Source organism: Reyranella sp., from assembly GCF_036558665.1.
Lineage (GTDB): Bacteria > Pseudomonadota > Alphaproteobacteria > Reyranellales > Reyranellaceae > Reyranella.
The window spans coordinates 71,237-84,613 of sequence record NZ_DATBFE010000071.1 but is presented as its reverse complement, the minus strand read 5'-3'; the positions used below and the strand labels follow the sequence as shown (position 1 = coordinate 84,613).

The following is a 13,377-nucleotide window of genomic DNA, read 5'->3' as shown; positions in this document are numbered from 1 at the left end:
GACGACGCCGAAGCGCGCATCGGCCCGGCCGATCATCACCCGATCGAGCCGATTGGCGCGCCAGTAGGCGAGCGCCGCCGGATGCTTCAGCGTGACGAGGCGTCTCTCCTGACCAAGCCAGTCGTCGGGCCAGCGAATATGCAGCCCTTCGGGCGGCATGACGAAGTCCGTCGGGCTACAAATTCCGACCTGGTGCGGATCGATGTGGACCGAGGCCGACGAATCCACGGTCTCGCTCAGGACCTTGAAGCCGATCCAAAGACCGGAGTAACGCGACATCGCGAACGCGTGCAGGCCGAGGTCCAGATACTCCTGGACGCTGGCAGCATGGATGATCGGAATGCCGGCGGCGATGAAGGCAGGCTCGCTCTGATGGGCCAGGGTCGAGGACTTGGCCATGTGGTCATCGCCCGCGAGGGCAATCACGCCGCCGTGCGGGGATGTGCCGGCGTAGTTTGCATGCTTGAGGGCATCACCCGAGCGGTCGACACCCGGCCCCTTGCCGTACCACATGCCAAAGACGCCATCGTAGCGGGCGCCGGGATAGAGGTGGATCTGCTGGGTGCCCCAGAGGGCCGTCGCCGCGAGGTCCTCGTTCAGCGCCGGCCGGAATTCGATGTGGTTCTTCTTGACGAAGCGCTTGGCCTGCCACAATGCCTGGTCAAAACCACCGAGCGGTGAGCCGCGATAGCCGCTGATGTAGCCACCCGTATTGAGGCCGGCGGCGACGTCCCGCTGGCGCTGCATCATGGGCAACCGCACCAGGGCTTGCGTGCCGGTCAGATAGACCCGCCCGCGTTCCAAGACGTACTTGTCGTCCAGGGTCACCGTCTGGGACAAGGCAACCTCCATGACCGTCCTACCGCCGATCACGGTAGCGACAGAATGTTGCGCCTTTCAATCAGGAAGGCGAGTGACGCTGCAAAAAGATGTTTGCTGCGTTTGCTTCCGTCGAATCTCGCCGCGCGTTTCAAGGTTCCGTCTTTGCTTGAAACGTTGTAAGCACCGCGAGCGCACTCTTGGTCCGGCGGCAAGCCTATCGTTCATGACCATCTTGATTACCGGCGTTGCCGGCTTCGTCGGCTCGCAAGTAGCGCGAGCCTTACTGGCACGTGGCGAGCGCGTCGTCGGCATCGATAATTTCAGCCCCTACTACGATCCGGTCCTGAAATTTGCCCGGGTGAAGCCGCTGCGCGATAACAAGGCCTTCACCTTTCTGGAGGTCGATATTGCCGATCGGGAGCCGATGTTGACGCTGGCCGAACAGCATCCCGAGGTCGATCGCATCATCCATCTGGCTGCCCAACCAGGCGTCCGACAGTCGGTTACGGACCCTTATGTCTACGTCCAGACCAACGTTATGGGCCATCTGGTCGTGTTGGAGCTGGCGCGGCGGCTTTCCCGTCTGAAGCATTTCGTCTATGCCTCGTCCTCGTCGGTCTATGGCGCCAATTCGCGCTTGCCCTTCCGGGCGGCCGACCGGGTCGACCATCCCGTATCGGTTTACGCTGCGACCAAACGGTCGGGCGAGCTGATGACCGAGACCTACGTGCATCTGCACAAGCTCAGGGCGACAGGGCTACGATACTTCACGGTTTACGGACCCTGGGGCAGACCCGACATGTCGCCCTATATTTTTGCCAAGGCGATCCAGGAGGGAAGACCCATCAAGCTTTACCATCTGGGCTTCGCCAAGCGCGATTTCAGCTATGTCGACGACATCGTGGCGGGCACTTTGGCGGTGCTCGACAAGCCGGCGCAAGAGCCCGGCCATCGGCTCTACAATCTCGGCGCCGCCGACAGCGAGGAAATCGTCCACATCATCGAACTGTTCGAGAAGGCACTGGGCAAGAAAGCGGTGGTCGAGCTGCGACCCGGCGAGCCCGGCGACATGCTGGAGACTGCGGCCGATATCACGGAAACAAGGCGCGACTTCGGCTGGACGCCCAAAGTCGCAGTGGAAGAGGGTATCCCGAAGTTCGTAGAGTGGTTCAAGGCCTACAACGGGCTCTGACGGCGACTGGGTTGACCACGCTTCTCGAACTCAAGAACCTGCGGCGCGCCTTCTACGGGCTGGATGTGCTGCGCGGTGTCGACTTCTCGGTCGCGGCCGACGGCATCACCGGCCTGATCGGTCCGAACGGTGCGGGCAAGACGACGCTCTTCAACGTCGTGTCGGGCCTCGTGCCGCCGGATGCGGGCTCGATCCGGTTCGCGGGGCAGGAAATCGGCGGCTTGTCGCCAGACAAGGTGAGTCGCGCCGGCCTCGTCCGCACCTTTCAGGTTGCGCGTGGCTTTCCCAGGCTCTCGGTGTTCCAGCATCTGATGCTCTATGGTCGCGATCAGCCGGGCGAGAGCCTGTGGCATGCCGTGCTCGACACCCGGGCAGCCCGTGATCGGGAATCGGCGCTGGCCGAGCGCGCCTGGGAAACGGCGCGCTTTCTCCGGCTCGACCGGCTGATCGACAATCCGGCCTTGGCCTTGTCCGGTGGCCAGAAGAAGCTGCTCGAGATTGGCCGGGCTCTGATGGCCGACCCCAAGCTCGTCCTGCTCGACGAGCCGACCGCGGGCGTCAATCCGACCCTGCGCAACGAGATTGGCGAGCGGCTGCTCGAGCTGCCCAGGCGCGGTGTCTCGGTGCTGCTGATCGAGCACGACATGGGCTTCATCGCCGAGCTCTGCGACCCCGTAATCGTGATGGCCGAAGGGCGGGTGCTGGCCCAAGGCCGCTTTGAAGCGGTGCGCAATGATCCCCGGGTCCGCGAGGCCTATCTCGGGCGTCGGGCGGCATGACGTTGCTCAGCGTTTCGGAACTGCGAGGTGGCTACGCGGTCGCCGACGAGATCGTGAAGGGCGCGACACTGCACGTCGATGCCGGTGAGATCGTGGCCCTGATCGGGCCGAATGGTGCGGGCAAGTCGACGCTCCTGAAGCTGATCGCAGGCCTGTTGAGGCCGCGAAGCGGACAGGTTCGGCTGCGTGACCGCGATATCGAGGGCCTGGATGCGCCCGCGATCAGCCGGCTCGGTATAGCTTTCGTTCCGCAGGAGCGAAACGTCTTCGGCGCCATGACGGTGGCCGAGAATCTGGAGATGGGCGGCTACCTGGACGCGGGCCACCTTCGTCGGCGCCGAGACGAGCTGTACGACCGCTTCCCCATGCTGGCCGACAAGCGACGGGCGGCAGCACGGACCCTGAGCGGCGGGCAACGGCAGATCCTGGCCATGGCCATTGCCCTCATGAACGCGCCGACCCTGTTGCTGCTGGACGAACCCACGGCAGGGCTCAGTCCGCAAGCTGCCGAGGATCTGTTTGGGACCGTCGTGGCCCTGAACCGCAGCGGCGTCGCAATTCTTATGGTCGAGCAGAACGCCCTGGAGGCGCTTGCCATCTCGACGCGGGCCTACGTGCTTGTCCAGGGTCTCGCCGAACGGGAAGGGCGAGCCGAAGAGCTGGCGTCGGATCCGGCGGTGCGCGATCTCTTTCTCGGCGGCAAGGCCCAGCCTATGCTCGCCGGTCACACCGGGAGACATTGATGACACGCATTGCCTTTGGCCGTCGTGCTGCTCTTGTGTCGGGAGTTGCCGCCGTCGCCGCTCCCGCCATCCTTCGGGCGCAGGCCGAACCGGTAAAGATTGCCACGCTGACGCCTCTCACCGGAGCCGGTGGCCCCTACGGTCCCGTCATGGCCAAGGTCGCTGCCTCGGTCGTCGAGGAAGTGAATGCGGCTGGCGGTGTCCTCGGCCGCAAGGTGCAACTCGTCAGCGAGGACGATCAGACCAATCCCGACGCCGGCGTGCGGGCGGCGCGCAAGCTGATCGATGTCGACAAGGTGGCGGCGATCATGGGCACGTGGGCGTCGTCGGTGACGACGGCCGTCGCTCCGCTCTGTTGGGAGAGCAAGACATTCCTCTGCACCGTCTCGGGCGCCGACTCGATTACGCAGTTGCCGCATCAGGGTTTCCTCGTGCGCACCCAGCCCAATTCCACGCTGCAGGTGGCCCGGTCGGGCGAATTCATGCTCTCGCTGGGAGCCCGCAAGATCTACACTATGATCCCGCAAACGCCGTTCACCCAGACCACTTTCGACCTGATGGGCAAGCTCGTCGCTAAGGCGGGCGGCACGCACCAGGGCCTTGTGTACGACGACAAGAAAACGACCTACCGCACCGAGGTCGATCAGGCGTTGCGCACCAATCCGGACATGATCTTTGCCGCGGGTTACACGCCCGACACCGTTGTGCTCCTGAAGGACATCTACCGCGCCGGCTTCAAGGGCAAGATCATCGGCTTCGGCTATTCCATAAACCAGAAGCTTGTCGACCAGATCGGCCAGCCGGAGGTCGTCGAAGGTGTCTATACCTACTCGCCGTCGCCGGACGAGGGCAGCACGGCCTACGAACGCGTCAAGAAGGCGACGGGGCTTGCCAGACCCGATCCCTACACCTGCCAGGTGTACGACCACGCGAGCTTGGTGCTGATGGCAATGGAGCAGGCCAAGGTCGCCACGGGTGTCGCCATCAAGGACAATATTCGCAAGGTGTCGCAGGGCGGCGGCAAGGCGGTCGACAACGCTGTCGACGGTCTGAAGGCGATCGCATCAGGTCAGAAGGTCGACTACAGCGGCGCGTCGGGTCCCTGCGACTTCGACGACAAGGGCGATATCATCGATTGCAAGTTCCGTTACGAGCAGATCAAGGGCGGCAAGTTCACCCTGGTGAAGATCGCTTGAGTGGCGAGGGCGATGCTCATTCGGACTGCGAGCCTCCGGCTCGCTCATGATGGTGAGCGCGCAGGACGCGCGCAGTCCGCGAGTCAATGAGTCTCGTCCTCCAGGCGCTGGTGAACGGGCTGGTGTCGGGCACGCTGCTCGCGGTGCCCGCGATCGGCTTCACGGCGATGTTCGCCGTGCTGCGCTTTCCGAACTTCTCCGTCTCGGGCGTCGCCACTCTTGGCGCCTTTGCGGGTTACGTCGCTTATGCGGCCAGCTTCGGGCTGGTCGGATCGCTGGCTGTAGCCTTCGCTGTCGCCGGCGCTGTCGGCTTGTTCTTCGATCGCACGGCTCATTTGCCGCTGGTGCGACAAGGAGCCTTGCCGGCGGCGATCGCGTCCATCGCCTCCGGCCTCGTGCTCGAGAACCTCGTGCGGCTGGGCTTCGGCAACGATCTCCGTGGCTTCGATCGGCCGATCGCGCGCGACATCCATATCGCCGACATCCGGGTCAGCCCCCAGCAGCTCGAGACGATGGGCATGGCGCTCGCCGTCATGCTGGCGGTCTTTGCCGGGCTCGCTTTCACGCGCATCGGCAAGGCGATGCGCGCCTCGGCCGACAATCCCGAGCTTGCGGCGCTGAAGGGCATACGCCCCCGGCGGGTGGCCATGATGGCAAGCTTCGTCGGCATGGGGCTGGTGGGCATCGGCGGCATGTTGCTGGGACTCGACAGCTCGATCGATCCTCTGACCGGCACACGTATTCTGCTGTCGATCTTCGCATCGGCCGTGCTGGGTGGATTGGGCAGCCCGACCGGCGCAGTGCTTGGCGCCTGCCTGATCGGCGTGGCCGAGGAGCTGTCGGTCCTGGTCGTGGGCTCGCCCTACCGGACGGCCGTCGGGTTCTTTGCCATCCTGATCGTGCTCACTCTTCGGCCGCGCGGCTTGCTGGGCGAGCGGGCCTTCTAGCGATGCTGAACTATCTCCTGTTCATCGCGACCATGGGAAGCCTCTACGGCCTGCTGGCGCTCAGCCTTAACCTGATCTGGGGGGGTGCCGGGATGGTCAATCTCGGCCTCGCCGGCTTCTTTGCCGTCGGCGCCTATGCGTCGGCCCTGGTCACGACTTCGGGTCACGGCCCGATCCTGGCCGGCTGGATGCTGGCACTCATCGCTGGCGGCTTCGCAGGGCTGGTCGTCACGCTTTCGACCACGCGACTGCGCGAGGACTATCTCGCCATCGTGACGCTGGGCTTTGCCGAGGTCGTGCGCCTGCTCGCCGCCAACGAGACCTGGCTGACGCACGGCACGGACGGCATCTCCGGCATTCCAGGCCCGTGGAAGGCAACCCTCGGTCCCGATTTCAATGCGGCCTATCTGGCGATCGTGCTCGCGGTCCTCGGGGCAGTATTTGTCCTCGTGAGACGCCTCGACCGCTCGCCTTATGGCCGTGTTCTGCGAGCGATTCGAGAGGATGCACAGGTGGCGCAGGTCGCGGGGAAGAGCGTGCTGCGCTTCAAAGCGGAGGCGTTTGCCCTCTCCGCGGCGATCGCGGGTCTTGCTGGCGCCCTCTACGCCCATTTCACGTCCTACATTGCGCCGGACCTCTTTCTGCCGCTGATCACGATCTATATCTTCCTCGCGGTGGCCGGTGGCGGAACGGGGCGCCCGGCCGGCGCGCTCGTCGGCGCTTACCTTCTGATGCTGCTGCTCGAATCGGCGCGCTTCTTCGTCGAGCTCGTTCCCTCGATCTCGGCCGTGCAACGCGCAGCCCTCAAGGAACTGCTGATCGCCGTCACGCTGATCCTCGTCCTGCGACTGGCGCCCGGCGGACTCATGCCGGAGCGCATTCCGGTCGCGCCTCGACCTCGAGCACAAGGAAAGAGATGACACCATTCGACGCCTGTCTCGCCGCCCTCAAGCAGCCCGGCCCTCCGGACAATCTGTTTTCGACGGTCGATCGCGCCCTGGCCGAGACTGTCGGCCACAAGCTCTTCACGCTTCTCTACGTGGCGCCGAACGGCAAGCGGGTGAAACGCATGTATACGAACCGGCCCGGGGAGTATCCGGTCGGCGGCTACAAGGAAATCACCGATTCGCCATGGCACCGACAGGTGATCCAGGGCCGGCGTGCCTGGGTCGGCTACGACGCCAAGGATATCGCCTGGGCGTTCTTCGACCACGAGCTCATCGTCTCGCTCGGCTGCGAGTCCGCGATGAATGTGCCCGTGATCTATGCCGGCCGCGTGCTGGGGACGCTCAATCTCCTGGATGCCGCCGGTCACTACAAGGAAAGCGACGTCGCCCGGATCGAGCCCTTCGCCGCACTGTTGATCGGTCCCTTCCTTGATGCCATCGCCGCCGATCCCGGATGAGACGCTTCATCCTGACCGGCACGCCCGGCGCGGGAAAGACGGCCATCCTGCGCCAGTTGGAGATCGAGGGCTTCGGCGTGGTCGAGGAGGCAGCTACCGACGTCATAACCCTGGAGCAGGCAAAAGGCATCGCCGAGCCTTGGCGCAATCCCGCCTTCATCGACAAGGTCGTGAATTTGCAGAGAGCACGAGTCGTCCGGTCGGCGTACCGGCAGGGCGAAGTCCAGTTCCATGATCGGTCGCCGATCTGCACGGCGGCTCTTGCCGAGTTTCTCGGTTATCCGCTCTCCAGCGCATTGTCGCGCGAACTCGAACGCCTCGAAAAGGAGCGGCTTTACGAAAGGCGGGTCTTTTTCATTCGGCCATGGGGCTTCGTCACGCCAACGAAGGCGCGGCGAATCAGCCTCGAGGAAGCCCGTCGTTTCGAAGCGCTGCATGAACGAACGTACAGCGCGCGCGGCTTCGATCTGATCTTCATTGCACCGGCAAGCGTGCTAGACCGGGTTGCCGCGATCAGACGTGCACTCTAGCCGCGCGCCGGCCGAAGTCCCATATCCGTGGCCGAGCAAGGAGTTGGTATCGATGAATGCTGTGCTGGGCGATCTGCCGACGTGGAACCTCTCCGATCTTTACTCCAGTCCGGCTGGCACGGACCTCGAGGCAGATCTGAAGCTCGCCGCAGAGGAGGCGAGCGCTTTCGCCAAGTCCTACGAGGGTCGGGTAGCCTCGCTGGACGGCAAGGCTCTGGGAGCGGCCATCGCTCGATACGAGGCGATGCAGGACCGCATGGGGCGCATCGGCTCTTACGCTTCCTTGTACTACGCGCAGGACCAGGCCGATCCGGAACGTGGCCGGTTCTCGCAGGATGTCTCTGAACGACTGACCGATATCGGCACCAAGCTCGTGTTCTTCCGTCTCGAGATCAACAAGCTCGAGGACGCCGACCTGTCAGCGAAGCAGCGGGATCCGGCGCTCGCCAAGTATGGCCCATGGCTGCGAGACCTCAGGATCTTTCGTCCCCATCAGCTCTCCGACGAGCTCGAGAAGGCGCTGCACGAGAAATACGTCGTCGGTCACGCGGCCTGGTCGCGCCTGTTCGATGAGACGATCGCGCGCCTGCGCTATCCGTTTCGTGGCGAGATGCTGAGCGAGCCCCAGATTCTCGACAAGCTCTCGGACAAGAATGCCGTCGTCCGCAAGGAGGCGGCCAAGTCTTTCGGCAAGGTGCAAGGCGACAATATCGCGATTTTCTCGCTGATCACCAATACGCTCGCCAAGGACAAGGAGATCGAGGACCGGTGGCGCAAATACGCGCGTCCGCAGTCGGCGATGAATCTCGCCAACGTGGTCGAGGACGAGGTGGTAGATGCCCTGGTCTCGGCGGTGAAGGCCGCCTATCCGCGCCTGGCACATCGCTACTACGGGCTGAAGGCCAAATGGTTCGGCGTCGGCAAGATGCCTTACTGGGACCGCAACGCACCCTTGCCCGAGCACGACGACCGCACGATCCCGTGGAGCGAGGCCGAGAAGATCGTGCTCGACGCCTACAATGCCTTCTCGCCCGAGCTGGCTGCGGTCGGCCGCAGGTTCTTCGGCACGGGCTGGATCGATGCGCCGACGCGCCCTGGAAAGTCGCCCGGTGCCTTCGCCCATCCCACCGTGCCGTCGGCGCATCCCTATCTGCTGCTGAACTATCAAGGCAAGGTGCGGGACGTGATGACGCTCGCGCACGAGCTTGGCCACGGTGTGCATCAAGTCCTGTCGGCGCGGCAAGGCCCGCTGATGGCGGACACGCCGCTCACGCTCGCCGAGACGGCCTCGGTATTTGGCGAGATGCTGACCTTCCGGTCGCTGCTGAAGACCGCGCCCGACAAGAGCGGGCGCAAGGCGATGCTTGCCGCCAAGGTCGAGGACATGCTGAACACGGTGGTACGCCAGATCGCGTTCTATGATTTCGAATCGCGCCTGCACGTGGAGCGGCGAAAAGGCGAGCTCACGCCCGACGCCATCGGTGAGATCTGGATGGCGGTGCAGGGCGAGAGCCTGGGACCGGCCTTCAGCTTCGACGACGAGTACAGACACTACTGGTCCTACATCGGCCATTTCATCCATTCGCCGTTTTACGTCTACGCCTACGCCTTCGGCGACTGTCTGGTGAATTCGCTCTACGCCGCCTATCAGTCGGGCCAGCCGGGATTCGAGGCCAAGTATCTGGACATGCTGAAGGCAGGCGGCGTGAAGCGGCACAGGGAGCTGCTGGCGCCGTTCGGACTGGACGCCTCCGACCCGGCATTCTGGGACAAGGGGTTGGGCGTCATCTCGGGCTTCGTCGATGAGCTCGAAAAGTTCTAGGCATGGCCGGCGAGGGTGACAGTCTGGGCGGCCGCCTCGGCCGATATGCCCGGGTCGGTGCGTCGGTCGGAGGACTGGCGGCGCGGCTGGCGGGCGAGCGTTATCTTGGCCTGTCGCTCGACCGCGACCGCCACGCTGCGGAGCTCAGGAGCGCGTTGGGCGGCCTGAAGGGGCCGCTGATGAAGGCGGCACAGTTGCTCGCGACCATCCCCGACGCTCTGCCGCCGGAATATGCGCGCGAACTGGCGCAGCTCCAGGCCAACGCGCCAGCAATGGGCTGGGCGTTCGTGCGCCGGCGCATGGCGGCCGAACTTGGGCCGGACTGGCAGACGAAGTTCGTGCGTTTCGACAAGGAAGCGGCATTTGCCGCGTCGCTCGGCCAGGTGCATCACGCAGTGCTGCTCGATGGTCGCGACGTGGCCGCGAAGCTGCAATATCCCGATATGGCGTCGGCAATGGAGGCTGATCTCAATCAGCTCAAACTCGTCTTTGCCGTCGGTCAGCGTCTTGATCCGGCCATCCGTACCGACGAGATCCATGCCGAGATCACGAATCGTCTGCGCGAGGAGCTCGACTACCGCCGCGAAGCCAGGCACGTCGACCTCTACCGCCATATGCTGCGCGACGAGCCGAACGTGTACGTGCCCGAGGTCGTGCCCGGCCATTCCTCCGACCGGCTGCTCACGATGACGTGGCTGTCGGGCGCGCCGCTGCTCGAATGGAAGGCCCGCTCGCAGCAGGAGCGCGACGCATTGGCCGTCAACATGTTCCGCGCCTGGTACGTCCCCTTCTACTCCTACGGCGTGATCCACGGCGATCCGCATCTCGGCAACTACACAGTGCGACCGGACGGGGCGGTGAACCTGATGGATTTCGGCTGCGTGCGCGTCTTTCCGCCGCGTTTCGTGCGCGGCTCGATCGAGCTTTATCGAGCCTTGATGACGGACGACCAGGATCGAGCGGTCGGCGCCTACGAGGATTGGGGTTTTGCGGGACTGTCGCGTGAGATGATCGCCGTGCTCAACCGCTGGGCTGCCTTCCTCTATGGCCCGCTGATGGATGACCGCCCCCGCCGTCTTACGGAGGGCGTGGCGGAAGGCCTCGGCCGGGATACGGCGCAGAACGTGTTCGGGGAGTTGCGGCGCCTGGGAGGTGTGCGACCGCCGCGCGAGTTCGTGTTCATGGACCGTGCCGCCATCGGGCTTGGCGCCGTATTTATCCATTTGCGCGCCTCGATCAATTGGCATCGGCTGTTCGAGAGCCTGATCGAAACGTTCGACCTCGAGACGCTGGCTGCGCGACAACGGATGGCGCTGGTGGAGGCACGGCTCGCATGAACATCCTGGTCACGGGATCGTCGGGTTGGCTCGGCCAACATCTGGTGCCGCGGCTGAAGCACGGGGGCCATCACGTGATCGGCCTCGATCCGGTTCCGGGCCAGCATACCGACATCGTGGGTTCGGTGGCCGATCGGCCGACTGTTCGGGCTGCGATCCGCGACAATTCGGTTCAGGGCATCGTGCATGGCGGGGCGCTGCACAAGCCGCACGTTGCGACCCACGACTCCTCTCAGTTCATTTCCGTGAACGTTCAGGGCACGTTGAATCTCCTGGAGGAAGCGACGGCCCCGGGCTCTCCCGTCGACCGCTTCGTCTTCACCTCGACCACGTCGCTGATGATCTCGCGTCAGATCCGCGACGCGCACAAGCGCGGCGTCAATCGCGCCTTCTGGATCGACGAGGAGATGACGCCGCTCGAGCCGCGCAATATCTACGGTGTCAGCAAGCTTTCGGCGGAGCATCTCTGCCGAATGGTGCATGACGCCTCGCGCCTGCCGGTCATCGTGCTCCGCACCGCGCGGTTTTTTCCCGAGGAAGACGACATGGCGCACGAGATCATCCAGTCCGATGCCAACACAAAAGCGAACGAGTTCCTGTTCCGCCGGCTCACGGCCGAGGATGCCGCCCGGGCGCACATCGTGGCTCTCGACCGCGCGCCACAGCTCGGCTTTGATACCTTCATCGTTTCGGCATTGACGCCCTTCAGCCCGGAGGACAGCGAACAGCTCATGGAATACGCGCCGCTCGTGGTGCATCGCTATTTTCCCCGCTATCGGGAGATCTACGCCCGGCGCGGCTGGACGATGTTCGACCATATCGATCGCGTCTACGATTCGACCAAGGCCATGCGTCGGCTGGGCTTCGTCTGTTCCACCGACTTCGGCGATATTCTCAACCAGCTCGACCGCGAGGACGGCGTGGTGGCGCCGGCTAGCCGCGTACCCTGGGCATCATGATCAGATCCCACGGGCTCGGCACGTCGCCGTGCGGGACCCAGACGAGGGCAGGAGCATCGAGGGCGAAGGCCTTGTGCAGCGCATCCTCGAGTTGTTCGGCGTCGCTCGCCTTGAACGAGGCGATGCCGAAGGAGTCGGCCAGCTTCCCGAAGTCGGGATTCTGCAAGTCCGAGGCGATCAGCCGGTTGCCGTAGCGTTCCTGCTGGATGCGCTTCACGTTGCCGAAGCTGCCGTTGTCGAACACCACCACCACGACGGCGATGTTGTGGCGCGCCGCCGTGGCGAGCTCGCCCATCTGGTAGAGGAAGCCGCCGTCGCCGGCGATGGCCAGCACCTTCCTGTGCGGCATCGCAGCCTTGGCGCCCAGCGCCGTGCCGAAGCCCCAACCGAGATTGTCCTGATAGCCGGGAGAGAGAAAGGTGCGCGGCCTCTCCATCGGCAGCGCGATCCGCGACACAAAGCCGATCTGCGAGACCTCGTCGACGAAGATGCCGTCTTCCGGCAAGGCCGCCCGGATCGCCTTCAGGAAGCTCACCTGAGGTTCGAGTCGCGACAGGCGGCCGGCGAGCCAGACGCGATGTCCGTCGAACTCCTTGGCCCGGGAAGGCCGCTCGCGATTGTGCCTGGGCAGGGCGTCGATCAGTGCGCGCAACTGAACGGCTGCATCGCCGGTCAAGGCGGCGTCGGGCTTGCGCAGGCGGTCGGGTTCTTCGGGATCGACGTCGACGCGCACCACCTTGAGCTTGTCGTCTATGCCCCAATTGGCGTTCTGGATGAAGAAGCGGGTGCCGATCGCCAGCACGGCGTCAGCCTCTTTCCACAGGCGATGGCCGACCGGCATGTCGACGGCGAGCCGGTGGGAACTCGGGATGACGCCGCGGCCTCGCCGGTAGGAGCTGACGGGCGCCTCGAGCAGCTCGGCGATCTTGACGACTTCCCTTGATGCATCCTGCGCGCCGCCGCCCAGCACGAGGATCGGCCGCTCAGCTCGGCCGAGGATCTTCGCCGCTATCTCGATCGCCTCGTCGTCGACGAGTTGCGGCGGCAACGGCAGGGGCATTTCGGGAAGTACGACGTCGGCGCGCTTCGCCCAAGTATCGAGCGCGCATTCCAGTGCGACGGGACGCTGGCGGCCGGAAGTAGCCTGCCAGACCGCGTGCGAAACCAGGTGGGGTGCCTCTTGCGGGCTCCTGATGCGCTCGGCCCACTTGGTGACGTGACGCACAAGGCCGAGCTGATCATGGATTTCGTGCAGATGGCCGTGGCCGCGATCGATATCGGCCTGGGGGATCTGTCCGACGAGGCCGATGACCGGCGCATTCATGCCGTAGGCGGTGAGCAGCGCAGCACCTGCATTCAGCAGGCCGGGCCCGGGCACGACCGCGAAGGCCTGCGGCTTGGCCGAAGCAAGGGCGGCGCCCAGCGCCATGTAGGCTGCGGTCTGCTCATGTCGCGGATGGATCACACGCAGGCGCTCGGCGGCGTGATAAAAGGCGTCGAACAGTGGATCGTTGTGCAGGCCGGGCAACGCATAGACAGTGTCGAGCCCATGCCGCAGGAGGGTCTCGACGGTGGCTTCGGCGGTGCTCATGCGCGGCATGCAGCAAGTCCTTTCAGAGCGCGGAAGATGGCGACGGCTCGTCTA

The 13,377-nt window shown here is 64.6% G+C and carries 12 protein-coding genes and 1 pseudogene; 11 read left to right on the top strand and 2 right to left on the bottom strand.

Going from position 1 to position 13,377, the window contains the following annotated elements:
* Window positions 1-840 (bottom strand): annotated as a pseudogene (locus tag VH499_RS11630) (indolepyruvate ferredoxin oxidoreductase family protein); the annotation flags it as partial.
* Window positions 841-1,045: 205 nt separating this feature from the next.
* On the opposite strand from VH499_RS11630, the gene VH499_RS11625 reads away from it, so the two are divergent.
* From VH499_RS11625 to VH499_RS11575, 11 genes are all read left to right on the top strand, one after another.
* On the top strand, window positions 1,046-2,014 hold the full coding sequence (locus VH499_RS11625; protein WP_332052892.1) for an NAD-dependent epimerase/dehydratase family protein: 969 nt from the start codon (window positions 1,046-1,048) through the stop codon (window positions 2,012-2,014).
* Between the two features lie 11 nt (window positions 2,015-2,025).
* Complete coding sequence (locus VH499_RS11620) at window positions 2,026-2,793, top strand: ABC transporter ATP-binding protein (RefSeq protein ID WP_332052891.1); 768 nt, start codon at window positions 2,026-2,028, stop codon at window positions 2,791-2,793.
* The gene (locus VH499_RS11615) at window positions 2,790-3,536 is read left to right on the top strand and encodes an ABC transporter ATP-binding protein (RefSeq protein WP_332052890.1); all 747 of its coding nucleotides are present in this window, start codon (window positions 2,790-2,792) and stop codon (window positions 3,534-3,536) included. The genes VH499_RS11620 and VH499_RS11615 overlap by 4 nt, the downstream gene beginning before the upstream one ends.
* A complete protein-coding gene (locus VH499_RS11610) occupies window positions 3,536-4,732 on the top strand; it encodes an ABC transporter substrate-binding protein (protein ID WP_332052889.1) in 1,197 nt (398 codons plus the stop codon). The genes VH499_RS11615 and VH499_RS11610 overlap by 1 nt, the downstream gene beginning before the upstream one ends.
* An 86-nt stretch (window positions 4,733-4,818) precedes the next feature.
* Window positions 4,819-5,679: a branched-chain amino acid ABC transporter permease gene (locus VH499_RS11605; protein ID WP_332052888.1), complete on the top strand. Its 861-nt coding sequence runs from the start codon at window positions 4,819-4,821 to the stop codon at window positions 5,677-5,679.
* Between the two features lie 2 nt (window positions 5,680-5,681).
* On the top strand, window positions 5,682-6,599 hold the full coding sequence (locus VH499_RS11600) for a branched-chain amino acid ABC transporter permease (protein ID WP_332052887.1): 918 nt from the start codon (window positions 5,682-5,684) through the stop codon (window positions 6,597-6,599).
* Window positions 6,596-7,084 carry a GAF domain-containing protein gene (locus VH499_RS11595; protein WP_332052886.1) on the top strand — a complete coding sequence of 163 codons (489 nt, stop codon included), beginning with the start codon at window positions 6,596-6,598 and terminating at the stop codon, window positions 7,082-7,084. The genes VH499_RS11600 and VH499_RS11595 overlap by 4 nt, the downstream gene beginning before the upstream one ends.
* Entirely contained in the window at window positions 7,081-7,614 is a 534-nt protein-coding gene (locus VH499_RS11590) for an AAA family ATPase (RefSeq protein ID WP_332052885.1), read from the top strand. Before VH499_RS11595 ends, VH499_RS11590 begins: the two co-directional genes overlap by 4 nt.
* 52 nt (window positions 7,615-7,666) lie before the next feature.
* Window positions 7,667-9,436, top strand: a complete 1,770-nt coding sequence (locus VH499_RS11585; protein WP_332052884.1) for a M3 family oligoendopeptidase — start codon at window positions 7,667-7,669, stop codon at window positions 9,434-9,436.
* A 2-nt stretch (window positions 9,437-9,438) separates the two neighbouring features.
* Complete coding sequence (locus VH499_RS11580) at window positions 9,439-10,773, top strand: ABC1 kinase family protein (RefSeq protein WP_332052883.1); 1,335 nt, start codon at window positions 9,439-9,441, stop codon at window positions 10,771-10,773.
* Window positions 10,770-11,732 carry an NAD(P)-dependent oxidoreductase gene (locus VH499_RS11575; protein WP_332052882.1) on the top strand — a complete coding sequence of 321 codons (963 nt, stop codon included), beginning with the start codon at window positions 10,770-10,772 and terminating at the stop codon, window positions 11,730-11,732. Before VH499_RS11580 ends, VH499_RS11575 begins: the two co-directional genes overlap by 4 nt.
* On the opposite strand, the gene VH499_RS11570 is transcribed toward VH499_RS11575, so the two are convergent.
* Window positions 11,707-13,332, bottom strand: coding sequence for a thiamine pyrophosphate-dependent enzyme (locus VH499_RS11570; RefSeq protein WP_332052881.1), 1,626 nt, complete (start codon window positions 13,330-13,332; stop codon window positions 11,707-11,709). The two genes, VH499_RS11575 and VH499_RS11570, sit on opposite strands and share 26 nt — an antisense overlap.
* Window positions 13,333-13,377: the final 45 nt, after the last annotated feature.